We start from the raw sequence: 23,714 nt of genomic DNA on the forward strand, positions 1-23,714 counted from the left end.
CGCGGGCGCGCAGGATTACCGGCGGTGTTCCGGCCGGGGGCTTTTGAAGAGATTGTTCGCCCGATGCCGCGGTCCATGGAGCTGGTGAAATTCCATTTGCCTGACAACGGTTTTCTTCGACGGGTTGCTGATAAGAAAACCGCCATAAGAAGCCGGATCGTAATTGAAAAGCACCAGGGTGACCTTGCCCAGATTGGGCCATTCGATCCGCGCCGCCCAGGCGCTGACGTCCTCAAGCGAGTTCTTGGCCGAAAGATCGAGGATGTCGCTGCCATGAAGGAGGTTCGTGTCCTTCGGATCCCAGAAGAACTCGGAGAGGCCCTTTTCCATCGCAAACAGCTCCATGCGCGAGCCACTGATCTCCAGAAGAAGGTCGCCGGTTCCTGGAACAGGTGACATCTTCACCGTGCCCATGGCGGTATCGGTCGCCAGAGCGCGCCGGATGCCGTCTTCCTCGACGAAGCCGCCGGTGTTGACGATTTTGAATGTCCCCGTAGCAACATCGTTCCGGTGTGTTTCACTCCATGTTGGTGAATGGCCGGTGGTGTGCACAAGAAGAACAAGGGCAAGGAGTGCCAAGAGGGGGCGGAACATGGACTACTATCTCGATTCATCAAACAGATGCGCCCGACAGTACCATTGCTGTCCTGACGAATTGTTATCGCAACGCGTCTAAATTGCCGATTCTGTTTCAGCAAGCAAATGATCGATCAAGGTTTCGATCGTCTCTAGTTGTGGCGACCAGTTCAGGAGCCGGGCTGCCTTGTTCGCACTGACCGCCTGGGACCGGGCAAATCCCGCGTCCAGATCATGGCGTGGATCGACATCGTCGGGAGCAACTGACGTTTCCAGCTTGAGCGTGCCGCCAAGCCGTGCTTCCACCCAGGACGCAATCTCCTGAACCGTTATGGCCGGCAGGGCTGTTGCCAGCAGGCTCAGCCGGAAATTCCGTCCCTCCAGAGCATCGGCATACAGCCGGGCGAGATCCTCGTCGGAGATCAGCGACCAGAGTGTGTCCGGTCCGGCCCTTGTCCTGAAAGGTTTTCCCGAGCGGAGCGCCTGCGCCATGTCGGCGATTGGCCCGGACCGGGCGGAACAGACAAAAGAAGGATGGATGACTGAAACACTCAGATTGAGCGCTGTCTGAAGGGAGCGGATCTGTCCGGTCATCCAGCTCAGGGCTGGCAACGGATCGAAGGAGGTCGTTTCGCTGAGCGGCAGCTCGGGAGAGGCGGGGTAGAGCCAGATGTTGCCGGTGTAGATCAGCCGAAGCTGCTTCTTGCGGAAGGTGGCGGCCCGCAGCAGCGCCTGCATGGCCTTGCGGTCAATTTCCGCCATCTTGTCCGAAAAGGAAGCGCCTGCATGGATGAAGGCGTCGCAGGACATGGCCCGGTCGGTCCAACCAGCCGGTTCTCGGAGGTCGCCAGGAAAGGCGCTGGCGCCGACGTCCCGGATCCGGGCGCTGGCTTCTTCGGATCGTGCAAGGGCCACAATATGGTGTCCGCGGTCCCGGAGCTCCCGAACCACCGCGCTGCCTATCGTTCCCGTACCGCCTGTCACGAACACATCCATGGCCAAATGAGAACGCGCTTCGACCTCTTGTTTCAAGTCCGTCTTGCTTCAAACTGTGAATAACGAGGCCATGCCGTTGACCTTGCCCGGCAGCTTGCTACGTCAGAAGGATGACCTTGCATCTGTTGAAGCTGTGTGTGGGCGCTGACAGCGTCGAAAGTCTTCAGGCCTGGGTGGATTTCCGCCTGGAGCAAAAACGGATGGCAGGCGAGCCGCCGGAACAGCTCCACACCACGCGAATGGTGCCGACCCGCAAGGACGAACTTCTGGACGGTGGATCGCTCTATTGGGTGATCAAGGGCCGCATTCAGGTGCGACAGCACCTCATCGACATCCGTCCGTTCAAGGATGAGGCGGGGATCAAACGCTGCGACCTTGTCCTGGAGCCGCGTCTGATCCTGACCCAGTATCAGCCAAAGCGGCCGTTTCAGGGCTGGCGCTATCTGAAGGCGGAGGATGCGCCCGCTGACATTCGCGGCGTGTCTGCATCCACCGAGATGCCCGATGGCATGCGACAGGAACTCTCCGAGCTCTGCCTGATCTAGGTGCGCTTCAGGTCATCATGTCCTGCTGCGGAAATCGAGATGCTTGAGCAGGTCGCGCAGAAGGGGCAGGGGCGCACCGGTGCGTTTCGGGCGCTTTTTGTTGACCATCGCCAAATGGGTGTAGCCGTGCACCAGTGACCAGATGAGAAGTTCGATCTCTTCCGGGTCGGTTCCAGCCTCGACAAACGGGGCGCAAGTTTCACTCAGTATCTGATAGGCCCTCGAGGAGACCGTGTCGAAATCCCGGTTCTGCGGGTCCATGTCCTGACCCGAAAACATGAACAGGAACAGCTCGCGATGTCCGACGGCAAAGTCCAGATAGCCTTCGCAGATCGCCAGCAGCTGGTCTCGCGGGTCTTGTCCCGCTTTCTGACGTTTCGCGTCCATGGACTCTGAGAAGAGCTCGAAACTGCGCGCCGAAATTGCCGTGTAGAGCCCGGTCAAGTTCTTGAAGTGATAGGCGGGAGCAGCGTGCGAAACGCCAGCCCTTGCCGCACATTCGCGCAGGCTCAGCCCCTCGATACCCTTTTCTCGCAGAATGGAAATTCCGGCCTCGACGAGGTCTTTACGCAGTGAGCCGTCCCGGCGTCTGGGAGGTTTTGCTCCGCAAGGTGTTTTGGAATCGATCATGAAGGAGAGTCTACAACTCAACTTGACATTGTCAAGTTGAGGGGGAGGCGCATGTCCAAAGGTTCACGCTCAGTTACGGTTCTTGCCTGGATGGCGGCAATTCTCTGCATTCTTGTGGCCTTGGTCTCCTACCGATTCCTGCTGCTTGGCGTGCCGACCTCAATGGAATTCCTTGCCTATCATCTGCCTGGCAATCGCTGGTTTCTCCATGCGCATATTGCAGTCGCTCCGCTGACGCTCGCTCTCTTGCCGGTTCAGCTGAGTAGCCGGTTGCGAAAGCGCTATCCGAGGTTGCACAGATGGGGAGGGCGCATCTATGTGCTTCTCATCATGCTTTCTGGTGTTGCTGCCCTGCAATTGGCGACCACGACGCAGTCGGGACCGGTCGCGGCTGCCGGATTTGCGCTTCTCGGTGTCATCTGGCTGATAGTTACCGGACTCGGGTTCTGGACCGGCTGGAAACGCGATCTTTTACTGCATCGGCGCTGGATGATCCGCTCTGCCGCGCTGACCTTCGCTGCCGTGACCTTGCGGATCTATCTGCCGTTGTCCATGGTTTTCGGGCTTCCGTTTGATCCGGCCTACACGGCGATTGCCTGGCTAAGCTGGGTTCCCAATCTGATTGCGGCGGAGATCTATCTTCGCAGTGGCAACAGGATGAACCAGCGCGTTACGCCGATCGCCTGACGCTCGAATTGTAATGCGGCTTGCCAAGCAGAACCTTTGGACCCAAGTTCGGGGGACGACAGGACGCTTAGGCAGGAGAGCTAGATGGCAGGGCGACCGCCCACGACAGACTGCAGGCAACAGGGCCGCAGGCAACAGGGATCTCACCTTGAGACGGCCCGTGCGGAGGCGGCAGTGACGCCGGTTTCAGGCGCTGCAGAGGTGGCAGCCTTTCTGGAGCAGGCAAAATCCCTCGAATCTGTTGCGACGCGCACTCAAACCAGTGGCCGTCTGATTTTTGCGCTCGATGCGACGATGAGCCGTCAGCCGACCTGGGATCAGGCCTGCCATATCCAGGCAGACATGTTTCGCGAGGCCGACAAGATCGCCGGACTGGAAATCAAGCTTGTCTATTTTCGGGGCTTTGGCGAATGCAAGTCCTCAAGATGGTTCAGTCATGGCGACGAAATGGCGAAGGCCATGTCGCGGATCGCCTGCCAGGGAGGGCGGACACAGATCCGCAAGGTGCTGGCGTCCGGCCTCAAGGAAGCCCGCGGGGACAAGATTTCGGCGATCGTCTATGTCGGCGACTGCATGGAAGAGGATGTGGACGAGCTTTGTGCACGGGCTGGCGAACTCGGGCTGCTCGGCGTACCGATGTTCCTGTTCCAGGAGGGGAATGATCCGGTGGCCGAACAGGCCTTTCGAGAGATTGCGCGGCTGACCAACGGTGCCTATGGGTCATTCGACGCGGGGGCCGCCCGGCAGCTTGCAGCGCTTTTGAAGGCTGTTGCAGTCTATGCATCGGGCGGACGAGACGCGCTTCTGGCGCTGGAAAGACGTGGCGACGCTGGTGCGCGGTTGCTGATCGAACAAATGAAGTAGGTGGATGATTTATCTGATTTTGGGCCTGGCCGTGCTCGCGTTTCTTGTTCTGGCCGGCAATGGGTTCGTCCGAGCCAATCCCGCAGATCTTGCGCGCCAGTTGAAAACGGCTGGCGGAGTTGGACTTCTTTTGCTTGCCGCTCTTTTAGCCGTGACCGGCCGTTTCGGCTTTGCCATTGGCGCTGCCGGATTCGGTCTTACGTTGCTGGGAATGCGGAATTCACCGGGAGGACGGGGCGGTGGCCGGCCGAGCGGCGGCCAGATATCCAAGGTGAGAGCCGCCATGGTCGAGATGGAACTTGACCATGACAGTGGCGCCATGCGCGGGATCGTTCTTGCCGGTCAATTCGACGGGCATAGTCTTGATGACCTCGACGACGAGGATCTCAAGGCCTTCTGGCAGGAAACGGCGGCCGATGGCCAGAGCCGATCCCTAGTCGAAGCTTACCTCGACCGCAGGCTTTCCGGCTGGCGAGAAGACTTCCAGGCGGATGGAGCAGAGCGGCAGGGACGCGCGGCGAGCTCGGGCGCCATGACAGATCAGGAGGCCTACGAGGTCCTGGGGCTTTCGCCCGATGCCGGGGACGCGGAAATTAGAGCTGCGCACCGCAGGCTCATGAAGCGCCTGCACCCCGATCATGGGGGCACCGCTTTCCTGGCTGCTAAACTCAACGAGGCTAAGGACAGGCTTCTCGGAAGACATTGAGGATATCCGTTACGCTTTTACTGGTAGATGGCATAGCAGGCGAATTTCGCCTTCTTCAGGGTCTTGCAGGCGCCCAAGGCGGCGGTCTTGGTTTCGAAACCGACGAACCTTGCGCGGTAAAGGGTCTGGCCATTCGCCTCGACCGGTTCTGTGTAAGGCACGCGCTTGCGTAGAGCCTTTCCGGTGCGGGACTTTGCCTTTTTAAGCATCTCGATCGCGCCGGTCTCACTTTCAGCCGCAGCGATCTGCACCTGCCAGCCCGGGGCCCGGTCAGGAGTGTCGCTGGTCGCGACTGTTACCGTGTCTGCAACCTTTTCCGGCATTTGCTGAGGCACGGGGGCCACATTCACCATGGTTACGACCGGTTCTGCGGTTGCAGGCGCGCGGACGAGGTCAGCCGCCGGGGCTTGCTTGGGAGCTGGGGCCAGACCTGCCACCGCGAAGGTGCTTGCCATCCGGCTCTTCACCATTTTCGGTGGGACAGGGATGGTTCCGGTCACCAGATGTGTCGGATCATTCTTTGGCTCGTCCGGCTTGGCGAGTGCCAGAACCACAGGAGCGCCGGTCGCTACAGGAGCCTGACTGCCAGGCTTGAGGGTGGGAAGGGGCGCAACCTTGAGATCTGCAGCGCGGAATGCTGGCACTCCACCGCGAGAAACAAGGGCAGGGGCCGTCTTCGGTCCACGGCTGGCCTTCTTGAGGTAGCGGTTGATCAGCTTGATCATCTGGGCGTTTCGGGAATTGCCGGTCCTGCCGCCCATGACGACGGCAACGATATGGCGCCCATCGCGTTTGACGGAAGCGGTCAAGTTGAAGCCGGATGCGCGGGTGTAGCCGGTCTTGATGCCGTCGACGCCCTTGATTTTACCGAGCAGCTTGTTGTGGTTGCCGTAGCGGCGACCCTTGTAGGTAAAGGACCGTGTTTCGAAATATTTGTAGTACTTCGGAAAGCGCTCCTCGATGGCCCGTCCCAGCGTCGCCATGTCACGTGCGGTCGTGCGCTGCTTGGAATTGGGAAGCCCGTGAGGGTTGCGGAACGTTGTCTTGGACATGCCGAGCTGTCGTGCCGTCCGGGTCATGCGCTCGGCGAACTTGCGCTCGGAGCCAGAGATGCTCTCGGCAATGACCGTCGATGCGTCATTCGCCGATTTTGTCACGAGCCCGAGGATGGCGTCCTTGACCTTGATGGTGGACCCGGGCTTCAGGCCCAGTTTGGTCGGCGGTCGTCCAGCGGCGTATTTCGACACCTTGAGCTTCGAGTTCAGCGAATACCGTCCTGCTTCCATCTCTTCAAAAAGAACATAGAGCGTCATGATCTTGGTGAGGGAGGCTGGATAGCGGTAGGCATCGGCAGAAGACGAATAGAGGGTCTTGCCGGTTTTCGCATCGACGACGATGCCGGCGTATTTCGAATTCGCTGCAGCCGGCACTGCCATTGCAGCCATCAGCCCGGCAGTTGCCACAGTCCTGAACCAGGGAGCTCGATTTCGTACGGCGCGGAGGAGACGCATACCAAACACAGTTACTAATCCCATTTTGGGTCACGCTATATGCGGCAATCAATCCCCAGGTCAGTCTGCTTGTAAGAGCGAAACCCGTTCGATTGCCGATGATTTGATGATCAATCTGATGGAAACGCGGTTACGAATGAGTAAATGAAAATGCTCGAAAGCTCAAAAAAGATTAGCTTAAAGTTAGTATTAATGAACGGTAAACATTATTAAAAATGCATATTTGCGCATTCATTAAATATGAATGATGTCTAATTTCTCGTATTCATTGTTTTATTTAATTACTTGTTTATTAAAAGGATGCCGTGTCAAGTATTCGTGTTTTATAAAATTCGATGGTTTTTTGTATTTTCTTTTAGTTGCTGTTTATAGTGTTGTTTTTTGATATGCAGCTTATGCGCGATATTGCAGTGCAAAAAAATATTGACATATGTTGTGCGGTGCGAGATATTGCTCCCGTTAGGTCAACTCTTGATGCGATCGACCGCGGTGGCCTGATGCGGCGCATGTTTTGGGCACTGCAAGGTCGATAGAGCGAGGGCAGGAAAATGATGAACAATTTCGAAGATATGCAGAAGCTCGGCAAAGAGAACATGGATCTTGCCATGGAAAGCCTCGGATCCGTCTCCAAGAGCATGCAGGCGATTGCGGCTGAAGTTGCCGATTACCAGAAGAAGTCTTTCGAAGAAGGCTCTGCGGCTGTGGAAAAAGTTGCTGCTTCCAAGTCCCTGGACAAGGCCTTCGAGGCCCAGTCCGAGTACTTCAAAACGGCTTATGAAGGTTTCGTCGGTGAAATGACAAAGCTTGGTGAAATGTACACCGACATGTCCAAGGACGTTTACAAGCCTTTCGAAGGCGTCATGGGCAAGATGTCCAAGTAAGCGACCTTACGCGTTCGCCATGGAACCCTGGCGAGACCGATTTTGATGAAGCCCGGCTTGAAAGAGCCGGGTTTTCTTTTTTATTTCAGGTTTTTGCATGGTGCCACTGTCGCTGGTTTGGTGCCCTTTAAATTCATTTTTTGAGACCTACATCCTTAGCGAAGGCGGGCCACCAAGGCTGCGCTCACTTTTTTGTCTGTTTGTGTCTTGGTTCGCGCAAGGTCGCAAATGTACGTTTCCGGCTTACTTTCCCGGCTGCCGTTAAGGTCCGATTTGGCTTTGAGTCAAAATTCCGATCTGCCGTTGGATGAGGCTTTTACTCGGCCGCTGCGATTGGTAAGCTGGAGTTGACTGACTGATTTGAGGACGATGAGCTTGGAAATGGCTGGTGGGGCTGACTTTGACGATGGCGACACGGGAACCGTCGTCGTCACCAGAACCAAGACGGTTACCAAGCGCCCGAGTCTGTATCGGGTGCTGCTTCTCAATGACGACTACACGCCGATGGAGTTCGTGATTCACGTCGTGGAAAGTTTCTTCCAGAAGAATAGGGAAGAGGCGACCCGGATCATGCTCCATGTTCACCATCACGGCGTTGGGGAGTGTGGGATTTATTCCTACGAGGTCGCTGAGACAAAAGTGACGCAAGTCATGGATTTCGCCCGTAAGCACCAGCATCCGCTGCAGTGCGTTATGGAGAAGAAGTGAAGGATATCACACGTGCCGTCATTTTCTCGTAGTCTCGAAAAAGCACTCCACCAGGCGCTGGCTTTTGCCAATGAGCGCCAGCAGGAGTATGCGACCCTCGAACATTTGCTGTTGGCCCTTCTGGATGACCAGGATGCGGCGGCGGTGATGCGTGCGTGCAACGTGGACATGGATACGATCCGGCGCAGTCTCGTCGAGTATCTGGAAACCGAGCTTGAAAATCTGGTGACTGAAGGCGACGAGGACTCAAAACCGACCGCCGGTTTCCAGAGGGTGATTCAACGCGCCGTTATTCACGTGCAGTCCTCCGGCCGCGAAGAAGTGACCGGCGCGAATGTGCTTGTTGCGATCTTTGCGGAGCGGGAAAGCCACGCTGCCTACTTCCTGCAGGATCAGGACATGACCCGCTACGACGCGGTCAACTATATCTCTCACGGGATTGCAAAGCGCCCGGGCCTGTCCGAGACCCGGCCGATGGATGCCTCCGAAGAGGAGGACGATACCATCCAGGGCGGCGAAGGCCAGGAAGGCAAGTCCAAGGCCAAGTCGGACGCGCTGGAAGCCTATTGCATCAACCTGAATGACAAGGCGGACAAGGGCAAGATTGACCCGTTGATCGGTCGTGACAGCGAGATTTCGCGAACCATCCAGATCCTGTGCCGCCGCTCCAAGAACAATCCTCTGTTCGTTGGCGACCCGGGCGTTGGCAAGACTGCCATAGCCGAGGGACTGGCCTATCGGATCGTCAACGGCGATGTTCCCGAGGTGCTGAAAGAAGCGACCATTTTCTCTCTCGACATGGGCGCGCTTCTCGCGGGCACCCGCTACCGCGGTGATTTTGAAGAGCGCCTGAAACAGGTGATGAAGGAAATCGAGGAATTTCCCGGCGCGGTGATGTTCATCGACGAGATCCACACGATCATCGGAGCTGGTGCGACCTCGGGCGGTGCGATGGATGCGTCGAACCTCCTGAAGCCTGCGCTGGCGTCCGGAGCGATCCGCTGCATTGGCTCGACCACCTACAAGGAATATCGGCAGTTCTTCGAGAAGGACCGCGCGCTTGTCCGTCGCTTCCAGAAGATCGACGTGAACGAGCCGTCGATCCCCGACGCGATCGATATCCTCAAGGGCTTGAAGCCGTATTTCGAAGACTTCCACAAGGTGCGCTTCACCAATGATGCGATCCGGACAGCGGTGGAATTGTCGGCGAAATACATTTCCGACCGGAAGCTGCCGGACAAGGCGATCGATGTGCTCGATGAGACAGGCGCCTCGCAGATGCTGCTGCCGGAAACACGTCGCCGCAAGACCATCGGCGTCAAGGAAATTGAGAACACCATTGCGACGATGGCCCGGATTCCGCCGAAAACCGTATCGAAGGACGATGCCGAAGTGCTTTCCGGGCTCGGCGCTGATCTGAAACGGGTTGTCTACGGTCAGGACAAGCCGATCGAGACGCTGGCGTCGGCGATCAAGCTGGCCCGTGCAGGTCTGCGTGAGCCGGACAAGCCAATCGGCAGCTATCTGTTCTCCGGTCCCACCGGTGTGGGCAAGACCGAGGTAGCGCGCCAGCTGGCGTCGTCGCTCGGTGTTGAACTCATTCGATTCGACATGTCCGAGTACATGGAGCGGCACACGGTGTCGCGACTGATCGGCGCGCCTCCAGGCTATGTCGGTTTCGACCAGGGTGGCTTGCTGACCGACGGCGTTGATCAGCATCCTCATTGTGTGCTGCTGCTGGATGAGATCGAGAAGGCGCACCCGGATCTGTTCAATATCCTCTTGCAGGTTATGGACCACGGCAAGCTGACCGATCACAACGGCAAGCAGGTCGATTTCCGCAATGTGATCCTGATCATGACCACCAATGCGGGCGCGGCCGATATGGCCAAGTCTCCGGTCGGCTTCAACCGCCTGAAGCGGGAAGGCGACGACGCGGAAGCGATCAACAAGCTGTTCACGCCGGAGTTCCGCAACCGTCTGGACGCAGTCATTCCTTTCGGAAACCTGCCGAAGGATGTCGTCTACAAGGTCGTCGAAAAATTCGTCATGCAGCTGGAAGTCCAGCTGGCCGACCGCGGTGTGACCTTCGAGTTGACCGAAGGCGCGACCGAATGGCTGGCAGAGAAGGGCTACGACGACGCGATGGGCGCAAGGCCGCTTGGCCGGGTGATCCAGGAGCACATCAAACGGCCGTTGGCCGATGAGGTGCTGTTCGGCAAGCTCAAGAAGGGCGGCATGGTCAAGGTCTCTGTCTCCGAGGACAAGGCCGGCCTTCTGCTTGAATCCCTCGAGGAAAGAGCGCCGACCCCGCCCAAGTCCAAAGCCAAACCTGCGGCCAAACCAAAGCGTCGCCGCAAGCCGGCCGCACCCAAGGCGAAGGCCGAAACCAAGGCTGGGCCGAAATCCTCTGGTGACAAGTCCGGGCCCAAAAAGAGCCTGGTTCCGAAAGTGCCATTGGCCGACTAGGTGCCAAAAGACATATGGGATGCGAAAGGGGCGCCAATTGGTGCCCCTTTTTCCATGCGCGCCCGTTTACGCGACGCTGGAAACGCCGCTTTGAAACTCACTGACGATCCAGTCGATTACGGCCTCGCGGGCCGGCGCATGTCGCTGGGCCGCCTGAGGGAAAACCAGGTGGTAGCTCTTGTCGCTGGCGGGCAGGGCTTCTGTCATTGGCACGACCACAAGCCGCTTTCTGCGGATTTCCTCGCTCACGAGAATCTCGGGCACCAGAGCAATGCCCTGGCCGTCCAGGGCCGCGTCGATGGCAAGCCCGGAGTGGTTGAATTTCAGGATCCTGATGCCATTTGCAATCCGGCTTTCGCCAAGTGCAGCTTCCCATGTGTCATGACCATCTTGCAGAAGCCGGATGTCTTTTAAATTCGATAGGTTTTCTATCGGGTCTATTGTTGCGCCATAGCCTGGAGAGCAGACGGCGCATAGGCGCATGGCGCTCAGGTGTCGGTGCTGAAGGGCCTTGAAAGGGGGAGTGCCGATGCGGATGGCAAGATCGATGTCGTCGGTCTTGAAATTCGCCAGCCGTTCGGTCGCCACGGTGGCTATTTCGATGTCAGGATGAAGATCCTGAAATCGGGGCAGACGCGGAACCAGCCATTTCGAGGCGAGAGACGGCGGCAGGCTGATGGTAACCCGAGGGACGCCCGGTTTGAGATTTTCTGTGGCTCTATCAATAATCGCAAGCGCTTGAGCAACAGCTGCATGATAGTGCGCGCCAGCATCCGTCAGACGAAGTCCGCGCGGCAGTCGATCAAACAGCGGAAGACCCAGTTCTTCTTCAAGGGCGCGGACTTGCTGAGCGACCGCGCCCTGGGTCAGGTTGAGTGCTTCGGCCGCGAGACGAAAATTCAAGTGCTCTCCCGCGGCGTCAAAGGCCCGCAACTTGTTGAGGCTTGGCTTGCTCATGGTTGGCTTTTCATCCGAGTGAAAATGTCTACCCAGTAGATTTTCTATAGTCTTGCTGCATGAGGGATGATTGGTCAACGCTTTCTGGCAGTTCTAGGCTGAGGTCAGGTTCAACAGGAGGCAAATCATGAGTACTGCAAAGGTTGCACTGATCACGGCCGGTGGCAGTGGCATGGGGGCGGACGCGGCGCGGCGGCTTGCGGAGGAGGGGTTCGCGGTCGGCGTCCTGTCCTCCTCGGGCAAGGGCGAGGCGCTTGGCAACGAGCTTGGTGGTTTCGGTGTTACCGGCTCCAATCTCGATCCGGACGCGCTGCAAAAGCTGGTCGATGGTGCCATGGAGCGCTGGGGCCGGATTGACGTACTGGTGAATTCTGCCGGTCATGGGCCGAAGGGACCGGTCATGGAGATCTCCGACGAGGACTGGCACATGGGGCTTGAGGTCTATCTGATGAATGTCATTCGCCCGTCGCGGCTTGTTGCGCCGATCATGGCAAAGCAGGGGGGAGGGACGATCCTCAATATTTCCACCTTCGCTGCCTTTGAGCCGGATCCCCTTTTTCCGACCTCGGGTGTCTTTCGGGCAGGGCTCGCCAGCTTCACCAAGCTCTTTGCCGACAAGCATGCGGCCGAGAACGTCAGGATGAACAACGTTCTTCCCGGGTTTATTGATAGTCTGCCTGAGACTGCGGACCGCAAGGCGCGGATCCCCATGGGGCGCTATGGCAAGGCCGGGGAAGTGTCGTCGTTGATTGCCTATCTGGCGAGCGAAGGGGCTGGCTATATCACCGGTCAGAACATCCGCGTGGATGGTGGTCTGACCCATTCGGTCTAGGTGCCCGGGATCCCAAATCCGAGGCTGGCGAAGCTTGCCTCGGGGAGGTTGGCCATTTGACAGGTCGGGGGTTCCGGGATTAGTAAGGGCTCCTTCCTAATTGCTGACCCCCGAGTCCGCCAGACATGCCAGATCATCAAGATATCAGCACGCCAGAGGATCACGATGCACCTGTGCCCGGCCGGATCTGGATGGCGCGGGGCGCTCGGGCTGCGATCTCCATTCCCGCCTTGATTCTGACGGCAGCCTTTGTCGGCTATGCCGGATTGGCGCGTGGAAGTGGTCTCTCCCTGCCTGAAACCCTGATGATGACCGGTCTGGTCTGGGCCTTGCCCTCCATCGTGGTCCTGACCGGCGCGATTTCATCGGGCGTTGGCCTGGTCCCTGCGGCAATTGCTGTCGCCTTGGCCTCGGTGCGTTTGATGCCCATGACCATGGCCCTGATCCCCATGGTCAAGGTCGAGGGAAAAACCAAACGCTGGCAGCTGCTTTACATCTCGCATTTCGTGGCCGTGACCGCCTGGGTCTATGGTATGCGCAACTTGCCGGATCTGCCGAGGGAAGGCCGTCTGCCGTTTTTTGCAGGTTTCGGCACTGCGCTCACCAGTTTTGTTTTCTGCATGACCGGCGTGGCCTATCTGATGGTGGAGCGCATGCCGCCGGTGCTGTCCGGCGCGCTGTTTCTCCTGACGCCCATCTATTTCGTCTGTTCGCTCTGGAGCGCGTCGAAACTTTCCGCGGACAAGGCCGCGATGATCGTCGGCCTGATCCTGGGGCCGTTCTTCTATCTCTATGCGCCGGGCCTTGACCTTTTGTGGACCGGGCTTGTCGGGGGCACCATCGCCTATCTCATCACGCGCTACATGCGCAGGGGGCTGCTGTGAGCGATCCCTGGTGGTGGACTTATGTGATGATCATCGTTGCGGGCTGGATCGCAACGGACATCTGGCGTTGGATTGGCGTTTTTGCCGGCGGCAAGCTGCGCGAAGACAGCGAGCTGCTGATCTGGGTGCGCGCCGTCGCAACGGCCCTGGTCGCGGGCGTGATCGCAAAGCTGATCCTGTTTCCCACGGGCGCACTGGAGGTGACGCCTGTCTGGCTGCGGGTCCTGGCTGCGCTCGGCGGCTTTGCAGCGTTTTTCGCCAGTCGGCAAAAAGTTGTCGTCGGTGTGGTGTCAGGAGAGGTCATTCTGATCACCGGTTGGCTCTTGTTGGAGAGGCTCTGATCAAGCCGGATCGGGGAAGCCGGCCCGGCTTGCAGGCAGGCTCCCTTCTGGGCCTTAAGCCAGTGCGGCGCGGATTTTTTCCGCGTTGGCGGCAAGGACGTCATTGTCGGCCATTTCGCCTGTGTGGGGGCGAAGCGCAACGCCTTCAAAACGCGGAATCACATGGACATGGGTGTGGAACACGACCTGACCGCCAGCTGGTTCCGAGAACTGCTGGACGGTGGTTCCATCTGCATCGAAAGCCTTGATCACGGCGCGGGCCATCTTCTGCACCGTCGCCATCACTGCGTTCAGGTCCTCGGTTGCAATGTCCAGAATGTTGCGGGACGGGGGCTTCGGGATCACCAGGACATGCCCGTCGCCGCGGGGCATGATGTCCATGATCACCAGTGTCTTGTCGTCCTCGTAGATCTTGTGGCTTGGAATCTCGCCGCGCATGATCTTGGCGAAAACATTCTGGTCGTCATAGGCGGGCGCGGACATCGGCTTTTCCTCATGTGGGGGCGAAATTATGCTCGCCGGATTTGCGGCGACACTATCCAGTCGGTGGGCTGCGGTGCAAGCAGCTTTTCACGTGTCCAGATCGTTTGCGGTCGTGCGCCACGGGTTCTGCGTCAAGCGCCTGTTCAGCAGAAAATGCGGCTTCTGCATACTTCATAAAATGATTCAACGGATGCAATAAATTTAGACGGAGCAACAGTTTACGGGCGGTGGTTGAGGAAATGATTCTAGCTCTCGGGCTTCCTGAAAGGCGCGTGCTCGGCCAGCTCCTCGTTTTCCATGCTGATCGCGCGGCGTTCGCGTTCAAGGTAGTCAGCGACGGCTTCACTGAGGCCTTCATGGGCAATCCAGTGCGCCGAATAGGTCGTTGTCGGAAGATAGCCACGGGCCAGTTTGTGTGCGCCCTGGGCGCCGGCTTCGACGCGGGCGAGCTTGCGCTCAATGGCAAAATCGATGGCCTGATAATAGCAGAGCTCGAAGTGCAGGAAGGGATGATGCTCGGTGCAGCCCCAGTTGCGCCCGAAGAGCGTGTCTGAGCCGATGAAGTTGAGCGCACCGGCGATGTAGCGTCCTTCTCGCTTGGCCATGACAAGAAGTATCTGATCTGCCAAGCGCTCGCCGATCAGCGAAAAGAACTGCCGATTGAGATAGGGACGTCCCCATTTGCGGCTGCCTGTGTCCATATAGAAGGCGTAAAACGCGTCCCAATGGGCTTCGGTCAGATCCTTGCCGGTGACCTGTTCGATCTCGATGCCTGAGCTGACAGCATCACGGCGCTCCTTCTTGATGGCCTTGCGCTTGCGCGAGGCGAGGGCGCCGAGAAAGTCATCGAAGCTCGCGTAGCCGGGGTTTTCGAAATGAAACTGCTGATCGGTGCGTTGCAGGTAACCGATTTTGCCAAGTGCATCCCACTCCGATTTTGTCACGAAAGTGGCGTGGGTCGATGAGGCTCCGCTGCGTTTGCAGACTTCAACCAGCCCGGTGGCCAAGGCGTTCAGGCCGCTTTCGCGATGGATGGTCGGGGACAGGAGGAAGCGCCGCCCAGTGGCCGGTGTAAAGGGAACTGAAATCTGCAGCTTTGGATAGTAGTCGCCGCCGGCGCGCAGGAAGGCATCCGCCCAGCCGTGATCGAAGACATATTCGCCCTGGCTGTGGCTTTTGAGATAGGCCGGCACAGCACCCCAGACTTCACCATCGCCGCCTTCCAAAAGCAGATGACGCGGCATCCAGCCGGTCTGCGCCGTCGCACAGCCCGATTCCTCCAGCGCTTGCAGGAAGGCATGCGACAGGAACGGATTATAGGCGGGCGGTTCGGGCAGGCTCTCGGTGCCTTCGGACACGGTTTCCAGCAATTGCCGCTGTGTCTCATAAGCTTCGTCGCGCTGGACGGAACCGACAGCGCTTTTCGTCCAGCCTGGGTTGGCAACGCTGTCCCAGACGGCCTCTGGAACATCAGCAAGGGATGACAGAATGCGAAGCGTGGCGGCTTGGTCGTCCGGGGTCTGGGATGCGGACATCAGGCGGGCCTTCGGGTAACGAGCGTCATGTTCCTTACTGTAGTGCGTCGATGCTGCGCTGCAAGGGCGCCGGGACGATTGCCGCTGCCGCAAATCGGGTTCAGGCGTCGGGGTCGAAGCCTTCAAAGACGATCTGATCGGCGTATTTGGCTGCGCGCAGGCGCTGGCTTTCGGTCCGGACCGTCCAGGTCATGACGGGCAGGCCGAAGAACTTGCGCCAAAAACCGGGTGCCGGGCTGGGCAGGTCGCGGATGCCGTAGGAAATGAAGTGCGGGCGTGTGCGCGGAACATGAAGCATGTTGCGCAAGATGAAGCGGTCCATCCGGGAAAAGCGGAGGAAGTCGCCCTCGGGCCGTGCGGCATCGGCAACGATCCCGCGCAGCACCTCTGGGCGATGTGCCTTTGCAATTGACAGCATGTCGGGGTCGAAGGTCTTGATGCAGGCCGGGCCGTCATAGGCTTCGACCTGCTCGACAACGCGGCGCACGAAATCGGCCTGGGCGCCAGGAACCAGCCGCGACTTGATCTCGATGACTAGCGGCACCTTTCCAGCGACGAGATCAAACAGATCCTGCAGCAGCCAGAGATTGTCCGCGCCCGTCTGCATGGGCAGTTTGACCAGTTCGGCCGAGGTCTTTTCGATCACTGGACCTTTTGCCTGCACAAGCCGGTCCAGAGTGTAATCGTGATAGACCAGCGCCTCGCCGTCGGCGGTTTCCTGCACATCGACCTCGATGGCGAAATTGCGCTCGACAGCTGCACGGATCGCGGAAGGCGTGTTTTCGATGCAGCCGTTGTCTGCATCATGAAACCCGCGATGGGCGATTGGCCGCGCCAGCAGCTCGGAAACCTTGGTCATGGATCTAGGGCCTCGGGAAGAAGAGTTCGGGCGGCCTGTCTAGCCGCCCGTCATGTCGTAAGTGTTGCAGAAAATGTCTTGATCAGACGATTGGGCAGTCAGGCTATTTCGAAGATCGCTTCGATCTCGACCCCGGCGCCGAAGGGCAGGGAGGCGGCGCTTACGGCTGAGCGGGCGTGGCGGCCCTTGTCGCCCATGGCCTCGACCAGAAAGTCGGACGCGCCGTTGATCACCTGAGGCTGCTGGGCGAAATCACCGTCCGAATTGACGAAGCCGACGATCTTCACGAGCCGGGCGATCTTTTCCAGGTCTCCCGTGGCTGCCTTGGCCTGGGCGAGAAGATTGATCGCGCACAGGCGAGCAGCAGACTTGCCGTCCTTGACCGAAAGATCTCCGCCGACCTTGCCGACATATTCGAGGCCCTCTGGTCCCATCGGCAGCTGGCCGGAAATGAACAGCTGATTGCCGGTCAGGACGTAGGGCACGTAGTTGGCGGCCGGTGCCGATGGCGAGGGCAGTGTGACACCCAGGTCTGCAAGGCGGCTTTCGATGGTCTGGCTCATGGTGTGAAGGCTCCGGAAAGATCAAATCTGACAAGTTCTTGGCGTAAATGAAGGGCGGCTGCAAGGGCAAAACCGGCACCGGGAGGTGGTCCCGTGCTGCGTAAGGTGCGCTATTTTATCCAGATCAGCGGATTGTTGCACTGCAGGTCTGGCGGTGCGCCGGGGAAGTGCCTAAAGTCATGATCAGCTCATGCGCCTGCACCGGCAGGCTTGAATTATGCGGACGGGAGACGTTGATGCAGCTCAGGGCCGGAAACTTGATTTACGTGGCCTCTCTGCAAGCCGCCCTTGTTTTGACGGGAAGCTTTGCTGCAACCGCCGCGCCGGGCCTCGGTCTTGCGCCGCATCGCGCAATCTATGACATGGAGTTGGGTGAAGCGGAGGAACGCTCCGGCATTGCTTCCCTGTCCGGGCTGATGGTCTATGACTTTTCAGGCAGCGCCTGTGATGGCTACAGCATCAGTTTTCGCTTCGTCACCCGCTTTCAGAGTGTTGAGGGTGGTTCCCAGGTGACAGACCTGCGCACATCGTCCCACGAAAGCGGCGATGGGGACAGCTACCAGTTCTTGTCCAAGACCTACGTGGATCAGAAGCTGGTGGAAGCCACGCGCGGGACGGCGAAAGATCTTGATGGCGCCAAGAGCGTAGACTTGAAAGAGCCGGAAGAGCGCGCGTTCGAGATCGATCAGTCGACGCTGTTTCCGACCGTGCATTTGAGAACGATCATCGAGGCGGCGAAAGACGGTGAGAGCTTTCTTGTGTCCGAAGTCTATGATGGCTCAGAAACCGGCGACAAGATCTACCAGACCACGACGGTCATTGGCGAGCCGCGGCTGGAGCGGATCCCGGTGAAAGGATCTTCGGATGCCTCAGCTGTCGAGGTGCCGCAAGTGACCCATTGGCCCGTGACGATCGCCTATTTCGATCCCTCGGTAACCGATGGTGGAGAGCAGCTTCCTGTCTATCAGCTTTCCTTCCTGCTCTATGAAAACGGTATCAGTCGCCGCATGTCGCTCGACTATGGGGATTTTGTCATCAAGGGATCCCTGCGGGACCTGGAGCTTTATGAAGAGGCGTCCTGCACCAACTGATGCAAGATCTGCCGGTTGTTGGGCCGTCAGTCAGGAACCCGGTTTGGCTGGCTTGTTGAGCCGGGCTTCGTGGAGAAGACCGCGTTCGACCGCGTCCTTGCCGAACTTGTCGCGCAATGTGTCCATCGCCAGTTCGGCCTGTTTTCGCCGGCCCGCGCCTTCATCCAGAAGGTCCTGAGGATCGGCTTGTTCCGATTTGCCCAGATCACTGACGCCGATGCCGATCAGGCGGAAACGCCGACCATCGGTCTCCTTCTCGAGCAGATCGACCCCGGCTCGGAAAATGCGATCTGCCAGCTGGGTTGGATCCTGTAGCTGGCGGGCGCGGGTGATGCTCTTGAACTCATTGGTCTTGAGTTTCAAGGTCACGGTGCGCCCCGAGATCTCTTCTTTTTTCAGGCGTCGCGAGACTTTTTCCGACAAGTCCAGAAGGATTGGCCGAAGCTTGTCGAAGCTGGAAATGTCGGTGTTGAAGGTCGTTTCGTTGCTGACGCTCTTTGCGCCTCGTGACGGGGTGACGGTACGGTCATCTTCTCCCTGGCAGAGCCTGGCCATGCGCAGACCCATGGCGCCGTAGCGCCGCGCAAGGTCAGTGCCGTCCATGGTCTGAAGTTGCCCGATGGTTTCGATGCCGTCCGCAGCCAGCGTTTTTTGAAATACCTTGCCGACACCCCAGATCATGCCCACGGGCTTGTCTGCGAGAAATGTCTTGGCCTCGGCCTGGCCGATCACCGAAAAGCCGCGTGGCTTTTCCAGATCCGATGCCAGCTTGGCCAGAAACTTGTTGGGTGCCAGGCCGACGGACGCGCTGATGCCGATGTCCTCTTCGAGATCGCGAATGAAAGCGGCAAGGGTTTCGGCTGCTGTCGCGTGATGCAATCGCTCCGTGCCAGTCAGATCCAGAAAGGCTTCATCGATGGAGATCGGTTCGACGAGCGGCGTCAGAGCGCGCATGCGCTCGCGGACCTCGCGCCCGACCTTGGCGTATTTGTCCATATTCGGCTTGACGACAACCGCGTCCGGGCAAGCCTCCATGGCCTTGAACATAGGCATGGCCGAGCGAACGCCATAGATCCTGGCGATATAGCAACAGGTCGAGACAACGCCGCGTTGGCCCCCGCCGACGATCACAGGCAGGTCCCGCAGCTCCGGGTTGTCGCGCTTCTCGACCGACGCATAAAAGGCATCGCAGTCGATGTGGGCGATGGTGAGTTGGTCCAGCTCGGGATGCTTCAAGAGCCTTGGGCTGCCGCAGGACGGACAGCGGGCGCGCGCGATGGCCGGGCGCGCGCCACAGTCCCGGCAAAGGGCTTTCGAGGCAGGGGGCGTTTGAGCGTCCTGGGGCATCGGCTGTGTGTCCAAGAAGCGGGCGGCTGATACGGAGATGCTCCGCGCTCAGCTCGCCTGCAGCGTAGCGGCAATGAAGCTTGCTGTCTCGTCCCAGTTGCCGGTCAGCAAGTCGATGTGCGGTTCCGGCGTGACATTGGCTCGAAAGCGGTCATCGGCAATGAACTGGATCAGGGTCGCCGACGGCAGGCTTGCATTGACGGAGGTATGATTGGTTGGACTGTCGTCAATGAAGATGACCGGCGCCGGCCGTCCCGCGGAAAGCGCTGCCACCGCGCCGCCCTTGGGGCCGGAGTTCGTCAGAACCGGATAGTTGATGCCAAAGCCGGCAAGTAGAGTTTCCCGGATCGGTTTGTTGTGGGCCCCGGGAAGGTTTGTCAGCAGCAATACCTCGTGACTTTCCGAGATCCTGGCAAGACCAGTGTCTGCACCTTCAACCATCTCCTGGCGGTGGCTCTCCTCATCGAAGAAGCGAACAAGATGCCGACGCACATCGTCATTGGAAAGTGGGGCCTCGTCTCCCATTCGCGCGATGTTGCCATGGAACCTGTAACTGTGACGCAGAAAGATCAGGTCGTTGGCCGTCAGGTAGCGTTCGAGATGGCTGATGAGGTGGAGGATGACTTCATCAACGTCGCAGATTACCAGAGGCCGGTCCGAAGCGGGCAGGGCGGCAATCTGGTCGAGAACATGGCGGGAGGCGGTCTGTGGCTCAGGCATAGTCGGCAGGGTCTCCGGCCAGGGCGAAGCGTGCGGCGGCAATCATTGTCGGGCGGACGCCGGAATTCTCGCAGTAGCTGAGAAGCAGGGCCTCATCCATCATGTAGAACTCCAGGACACCAGCGAGAAAGCCGGGTTCTTCTGCTGCTTCCCGAATCAATTCGGGTCCAATTCCGGAGACGGCCAGAAAGCGTCCGACCTGTTCGGGCTCGCGGGTCAGGTGCAAAAGCGCTTCCGTCGCGATTTCCTGAGCCTTGTCAAAGGTCATCGAGGATGGTGAACGTCCATTCATTGCGAATTTTTGCCTTTCCGAAACGATTCCACGCTAAAAGGGAAGCTACTGTGGTGTGGGGGCGTGTTCCACTGCCGAATGGCAGCGGTGTGCATTCAAGTGACAAATTACCGGCTTGATGCCGGATCTAAAGGGCCGAGCAATGGCGAAAACCGTGCTGATCGTGGAAGACAACGAGCTGAACATGAAGCTGTTTCATGATCTGCTTGAAGCGCACGGCTATGATACGCTGCAAACGAGAACGGGGATAGAGGCGCTTGAGCTTGCTCGCGCCCATCGTCCCGACCTGATCCTGATGGATATCCAGCTGCCGGAGGTTTCGGGGCTTGAGGTCACCAAGTGGATCAAGGAAGACGACGATCTTCGCACGATTCCGGTGATTGCCGTCACCGCCTTCGCGATGAAGGGTGACGAGGAGCGGATCCGCCAGGGCGGCTGCGAGGCCTATATTTCCAAGCCGATCTCTGTCGCGCGTTTCCTGGAGACAGTTCGCTCCTACCTCGGCGACGCCTGAGAGGGGGGTGCGGATCTGGGCGATTTCCATGTTCTTCGGCTTTGAGGCTCTCCTTTGGCGGAGAGGGTGAATGAATTTCGGATTCACATTAAGGTTACGAATTTACTAAGTTATGACGATGCTTGTGCAAAATCGCCTGTCACAGTTGATTTCCCACAGCACTCTTGTAGGTTGACCTCGCATTGGTATGGATCAATTACATCCATCTGATGCCAAATCGCTTTTAGCGATCAGTTTCCCTACGGGGCGCTCAGGTCCGCCGCATCTCCTGGGTCCGTGGGGCAGGCCGGTGCGGAACGAGTCGAAGAGTGGCCTCCTCGTTGCTTGTTTCCCACCGGCCACCTTCTGCGCACTCGCCTCTTTTCTCCCTTGGTTCATTGGAAGAACCGGTTAGACTCCGAATTTTTAAGAAATTCGAGATCGTGTTGTTCTTGATCTTTTTCCTGATTTATTTTCTTGATTGAAGTCAGTCCTGTGTAAATTATCAGGTTTTTGACATTTTTTTATCCTATGCGAAACCCTAGGTAAAAATATGAATAAATATCTCATATATTGAGGATTTACTTGGCATTAATACCTAACACTGATGTCTAACGTAGTGATAACTCTACGGTTGGAGCTCAAATGACACGGCTTTTGTCTTCCATGAAAATGTCGACCGCAATGGCTGTGGCCAGTGGTGGTTTCCTCGCCCTTGCAATGATTGTTGTTGGCTTCATTGTTTACTCGGTCGCCGACAATCAGGCGGTGAGCGGCGCCATGGCGAAACAGGATGTAAACCTTCGTGTTGCTGCGACAATGCTTGGCGAGGAGGTCGAGGGCGTCAAGGTCAACTGGACCGGCGCTGGTGATGTCAGCCGGATCGAGATTGAGGCTCTTCCCGAGTTCACCTCGCACGAGCTGATTGATTCAATCGGCCGCATGACCGGCGAGACCGCGACAGTCTTTGCGTGGGACCCCGAGACGCGCGATTTCTGGCGCAAGACGACGAACATCATCAAGCCTGATGGCAAGCGCGCTGTCGGTACGCCGCTCGGTAAAAACGGCGCCGTCTATCCGGTGGTGACCAAAGGGCAGACCTTCCACGGCCAGGCGACGATCCTTGGCAAGGACTACTACACCATCTATCAGCCGATCTTCACGCCTTCGAATGAGATCATCGGCATTCTGTATGCTGGTGTCGAGAAGGCGGCGATCGTCGCCAACATTTCCGAACTCATGACCAAGTTCACGATGTTCGTTCTGCCGGTCGTTCTTGTGGCTGTGGCGCTGACAGTCTTCATGGTCAAGATCCTGCTGCGTCCCGTGACGCGGCTTGCCGAGATCACCAGCCGTATCGCGAATGATGAGCTTGATATCGAAGTGCCTCATGCCGAACGGACCGATCAGATCGGTCAGATGGCGCAGGCGATCGAGACCTTGAAGGAAAAGTCTCTCGAGCGAGTTGAATATGCCAACCAGCAGGTTGCCAACGATGCAGCTTCGGCAGAGCGCCAGAACCGCATCGAGCAGCTGATCGGTGGCTTCCGCTCCACGGTCGAAACGCTTCTGGCTTCCGTCGGCGAGACCGCCGTTGGTCTCGACAGCACCGCGCAGTCCCTGACGGAAATCGCAAGGGAAAGCTCCGGCTATGCGGACGAAACCCAGGGCTCTTCTGCTGAAGCAACCCAGAACGTTCAGACGGTTGCCAGTGCTGCGGAAGAACTGGCAGCCTCCATCGGCGAAATCTCCCGCCAGGTTGCTCAGACGACGGAAGTTGTCGGCCGTGCAACGGAAGGCACACGCGTCACCAACGAGAAGGTTGAAGGGCTTGCAGCTTCAGCGACCAAGATTGGTGAAGTCGTGACGCTCATCCAGGCCATTGCCGAGCAGACCAATCTTCTGGCTCTGAACGCCACGATCGAGGCCGCGCGCGCCGGTGAAGCCGGCAAGGGCTTTGCGGTTGTTGCATCGGAAGTGAAAGAACTGGCGACACAGACCTCCAAGGCAACCGAGGAAATCGGTGCACAGATCGCCGCGATCCAGAACGCCACGAAAGAGTCTGTCCAGGCCATTGCCGAGATCACCGAGATCATGGAAGAGGTGAACAACTACACCACGACCATCTCATCGGCTGTGGAAGAGCAGGGCAGCGCCACCACCGAGATCTCCCAGAACGTTCAGCGGGCAGCCATGGGAACCACTTCGGTTTCCTCCAGCATGTCCAAGCTGTCAGAGGCTGTCACGCAGACCTCGACATCTGCCGAGATGGTTCTGGCTGCGTCCGGCGAGCTGGGCTCCAAGACAGAGTCCCTCAAGGGCGAAGTCGAGCAGTTCCTCAATGAGGTTGCTGCCGCCTAATCCAGACGGACTTCCAAAACGAAAAAGCCCGCCGAAATTCGGCGGGCTTTTTTGTATTCAGAGCTTGATCAAGAATTACTTGATCTTGGCTTCCTTGAATTCCACGTGCTTCTTGGCAACCGGATCGTACTTCCGAACGACCATTTTTTCGGTCATCGTGCGGGAGTTTTTCTTGGTCACGTAGAAAAAGCCGGTGTCGGCCGTGGAGAGAAGCTTGATCTTGATTGTTGTCGCCTTGGCCATGGCCTTAGATCCTGTTTTGTATGATTGGGCAAACGGTTCTTATGGCCAGGGTCGCTGGCGATCATTCTGCCCCAGATTTCCGAAATCAGCGCGCAAAGTACTCATCAATGGGGCAAAGTCAAGCTTTGCCGTGGTGTGGC

The 23,714-nt window shown here is 58.2% G+C and carries 26 protein-coding genes; 13 read left to right on the forward strand and 13 right to left on the reverse strand.

What is annotated here, in order from left to right; all coding sequences use genetic code 11:
- Positions 1-15: 15 nt before the first annotated feature.
- Positions 16-594 (reverse strand): hypothetical protein, encoded by a 579-nt coding sequence (locus ABJZ52_RS01330; protein WP_348185142.1) that lies wholly within the window; start codon positions 592-594, stop codon positions 16-18.
- Positions 595-672: 78 nt separating this feature from the next.
- Positions 673-1,608 (reverse strand): NAD-dependent epimerase/dehydratase family protein, encoded by a 936-nt coding sequence (locus tag ABJZ52_RS01335; RefSeq protein ID WP_348185140.1) that lies wholly within the window; start codon positions 1,606-1,608, stop codon positions 673-675.
- A gap of 74 nt (positions 1,609-1,682) precedes the next feature.
- On the opposite strand from ABJZ52_RS01335, the gene ABJZ52_RS01340 reads away from it, so the two are divergent.
- Positions 1,683-2,117 (forward strand): DUF1489 family protein, encoded by a 435-nt coding sequence (locus ABJZ52_RS01340; protein WP_348185138.1) that lies wholly within the window; start codon positions 1,683-1,685, stop codon positions 2,115-2,117.
- A gap of 15 nt (positions 2,118-2,132) precedes the next feature.
- Here the strand turns inward: ABJZ52_RS01340 and ABJZ52_RS01345 are convergent, their stop codons facing one another.
- Positions 2,133-2,747: a TetR/AcrR family transcriptional regulator gene (locus tag ABJZ52_RS01345; RefSeq protein WP_348185136.1), complete on the reverse strand. Its 615-nt coding sequence runs from the start codon at positions 2,745-2,747 to the stop codon at positions 2,133-2,135.
- A gap of 51 nt (positions 2,748-2,798) precedes the next feature.
- Here ABJZ52_RS01345 and ABJZ52_RS01350 point away from each other — a divergent pair, with 51 nt between their 5' ends.
- The 3 genes from ABJZ52_RS01350 (at position 2,799) to ABJZ52_RS01360 (ending at position 5,004) form a co-directional block, all read left to right on the forward strand.
- Positions 2,799-3,434 (forward strand): DUF2306 domain-containing protein, encoded by a 636-nt coding sequence (locus ABJZ52_RS01350; protein WP_348185134.1) that lies wholly within the window; start codon positions 2,799-2,801, stop codon positions 3,432-3,434.
- Between the two features lie 84 nt (positions 3,435-3,518).
- Positions 3,519-4,298 (forward strand): VWA domain-containing protein, encoded by a 780-nt coding sequence (locus tag ABJZ52_RS01355; protein ID WP_348185132.1) that lies wholly within the window; start codon positions 3,519-3,521, stop codon positions 4,296-4,298.
- Between the two features lie 4 nt (positions 4,299-4,302).
- Positions 4,303-5,004: a DnaJ domain-containing protein gene (locus tag ABJZ52_RS01360; protein ID WP_348185130.1), complete on the forward strand. Its 702-nt coding sequence runs from the start codon at positions 4,303-4,305 to the stop codon at positions 5,002-5,004.
- Between the two features lie 17 nt (positions 5,005-5,021).
- On the opposite strand, the gene ABJZ52_RS01365 is transcribed toward ABJZ52_RS01360, so the two are convergent.
- Positions 5,022-6,449, reverse strand: coding sequence for a D-alanyl-D-alanine carboxypeptidase (locus tag ABJZ52_RS01365; RefSeq protein WP_348185128.1), 1,428 nt, complete (start codon positions 6,447-6,449; stop codon positions 5,022-5,024).
- Between the two features lie 614 nt (positions 6,450-7,063).
- Here ABJZ52_RS01365 and ABJZ52_RS01370 point away from each other — a divergent pair.
- From ABJZ52_RS01370 to clpA, 3 genes are all read left to right on the forward strand, one after another.
- On the forward strand, positions 7,064-7,396 hold the full coding sequence (locus ABJZ52_RS01370) for a phasin family protein (protein ID WP_153768670.1): 333 nt from the start codon (positions 7,064-7,066) through the stop codon (positions 7,394-7,396).
- Positions 7,397-7,777: 381 nt separating this feature from the next.
- A complete protein-coding gene (gene clpS, locus ABJZ52_RS01375; RefSeq protein ID WP_348185126.1) occupies positions 7,778-8,104 on the forward strand; it encodes an ATP-dependent Clp protease adapter ClpS in 327 nt (108 codons plus the stop codon).
- Between the two features lie 12 nt (positions 8,105-8,116).
- Complete coding sequence (clpA, locus tag ABJZ52_RS01380) at positions 8,117-10,573, forward strand: ATP-dependent Clp protease ATP-binding subunit ClpA (RefSeq protein WP_348185124.1); 2,457 nt, start codon at positions 8,117-8,119, stop codon at positions 10,571-10,573.
- 66 nt (positions 10,574-10,639) lie between these two features.
- On the opposite strand, the gene ABJZ52_RS01385 is transcribed toward clpA, so the two are convergent.
- Complete coding sequence (locus ABJZ52_RS01385; RefSeq protein ID WP_348185122.1) at positions 10,640-11,530, reverse strand: LysR substrate-binding domain-containing protein; 891 nt, start codon at positions 11,528-11,530, stop codon at positions 10,640-10,642.
- 127 nt (positions 11,531-11,657) lie between these two features.
- On the opposite strand from ABJZ52_RS01385, the gene ABJZ52_RS01390 reads away from it, so the two are divergent.
- From ABJZ52_RS01390 to ABJZ52_RS01400, 3 genes are all read left to right on the forward strand, one after another.
- A complete protein-coding gene (locus ABJZ52_RS01390; RefSeq protein ID WP_348185120.1) occupies positions 11,658-12,362 on the forward strand; it encodes an SDR family oxidoreductase in 705 nt (234 codons plus the stop codon).
- Between the two features lie 125 nt (positions 12,363-12,487).
- Positions 12,488-13,246, forward strand: a complete 759-nt coding sequence (locus tag ABJZ52_RS01395) for an AzlC family ABC transporter permease (RefSeq protein ID WP_348185118.1) — start codon at positions 12,488-12,490, stop codon at positions 13,244-13,246.
- Positions 13,247-13,272: 26 nt separating this feature from the next.
- Complete coding sequence (locus tag ABJZ52_RS01400; protein ID WP_348199804.1) at positions 13,273-13,587, forward strand: AzlD domain-containing protein; 315 nt, start codon at positions 13,273-13,275, stop codon at positions 13,585-13,587.
- Positions 13,588-13,641: 54 nt separating this feature from the next.
- Here ABJZ52_RS01400 and ABJZ52_RS01405 read toward each other — a convergent pair whose 3' ends face one another.
- The 4 genes from ABJZ52_RS01405 to ABJZ52_RS01420 all read right to left on the reverse strand — a co-directional run bounded on the left by ABJZ52_RS01405 (position 13,642) and on the right by ABJZ52_RS01420 (position 17,027).
- Positions 13,642-14,070: an HIT family protein gene (locus ABJZ52_RS01405; protein ID WP_348190512.1), complete on the reverse strand. Its 429-nt coding sequence runs from the start codon at positions 14,068-14,070 to the stop codon at positions 13,642-13,644.
- Between the two features lie 245 nt (positions 14,071-14,315).
- Positions 14,316-15,605, reverse strand: coding sequence for a GNAT family N-acetyltransferase (locus ABJZ52_RS01410; protein WP_348190515.1), 1,290 nt, complete (start codon positions 15,603-15,605; stop codon positions 14,316-14,318).
- A gap of 100 nt (positions 15,606-15,705) precedes the next feature.
- A complete protein-coding gene (locus ABJZ52_RS01415) occupies positions 15,706-16,464 on the reverse strand; it encodes a glycerophosphodiester phosphodiesterase family protein (RefSeq protein ID WP_348190518.1) in 759 nt (252 codons plus the stop codon).
- A 98-nt stretch (positions 16,465-16,562) separates the two neighbouring features.
- Positions 16,563-17,027: a RidA family protein gene (locus ABJZ52_RS01420; protein ID WP_153768679.1), complete on the reverse strand. Its 465-nt coding sequence runs from the start codon at positions 17,025-17,027 to the stop codon at positions 16,563-16,565.
- A 236-nt stretch (positions 17,028-17,263) separates the two neighbouring features.
- Between ABJZ52_RS01420 and ABJZ52_RS01425 the strand changes: the two genes are divergently transcribed.
- The gene (locus tag ABJZ52_RS01425; RefSeq protein ID WP_348190521.1) at positions 17,264-18,118 is read left to right on the forward strand and encodes a cell envelope integrity EipB family protein; all 855 of its coding nucleotides are present in this window, start codon (positions 17,264-17,266) and stop codon (positions 18,116-18,118) included.
- A gap of 30 nt (positions 18,119-18,148) precedes the next feature.
- On the opposite strand, the gene ABJZ52_RS01430 is transcribed toward ABJZ52_RS01425, so the two are convergent.
- From ABJZ52_RS01430 to ABJZ52_RS01440, 3 genes are read right to left on the reverse strand one after another with little or no spacing between them, the layout of a single operon-like run.
- Positions 18,149-19,465: a DNA polymerase IV gene (locus tag ABJZ52_RS01430; RefSeq protein ID WP_348190524.1), complete on the reverse strand. Its 1,317-nt coding sequence runs from the start codon at positions 19,463-19,465 to the stop codon at positions 18,149-18,151.
- A gap of 48 nt (positions 19,466-19,513) precedes the next feature.
- Positions 19,514-20,185, reverse strand: a complete 672-nt coding sequence (locus ABJZ52_RS01435) for a hypothetical protein (RefSeq protein ID WP_348183816.1) — start codon at positions 20,183-20,185, stop codon at positions 19,514-19,516.
- The gene (locus tag ABJZ52_RS01440; RefSeq protein ID WP_246541520.1) at positions 20,178-20,477 is read right to left on the reverse strand and encodes a DUF3572 domain-containing protein; all 300 of its coding nucleotides are present in this window, start codon (positions 20,475-20,477) and stop codon (positions 20,178-20,180) included. Before ABJZ52_RS01440 ends, ABJZ52_RS01435 begins: the two co-directional genes overlap by 8 nt.
- 142 nt (positions 20,478-20,619) lie before the next feature.
- Here ABJZ52_RS01440 and ABJZ52_RS01445 point away from each other — a divergent pair, with 142 nt between their 5' ends.
- Positions 20,620-20,991: a response regulator gene (locus tag ABJZ52_RS01445; RefSeq protein ID WP_192107687.1), complete on the forward strand. Its 372-nt coding sequence runs from the start codon at positions 20,620-20,622 to the stop codon at positions 20,989-20,991.
- Positions 20,992-21,615: 624 nt separating this feature from the next.
- The gene (locus ABJZ52_RS01450) at positions 21,616-23,331 is read left to right on the forward strand and encodes a Cache 3/Cache 2 fusion domain-containing protein (RefSeq protein ID WP_348190528.1); all 1,716 of its coding nucleotides are present in this window, start codon (positions 21,616-21,618) and stop codon (positions 23,329-23,331) included.
- Positions 23,332-23,406: 75 nt separating this feature from the next.
- On the opposite strand, the gene rpmG is transcribed toward ABJZ52_RS01450, so the two are convergent.
- Positions 23,407-23,574 (reverse strand): 50S ribosomal protein L33, encoded by a 168-nt coding sequence (rpmG, locus tag ABJZ52_RS01455; protein ID WP_153768683.1) that lies wholly within the window; start codon positions 23,572-23,574, stop codon positions 23,407-23,409.
- Between the last annotated feature and the right edge of the window lie 140 nt (positions 23,575-23,714).

The organism is Roseibium sp., assembly GCF_039982295.1.
GTDB lineage: Bacteria > Pseudomonadota > Alphaproteobacteria > Rhizobiales > Stappiaceae > Roseibium.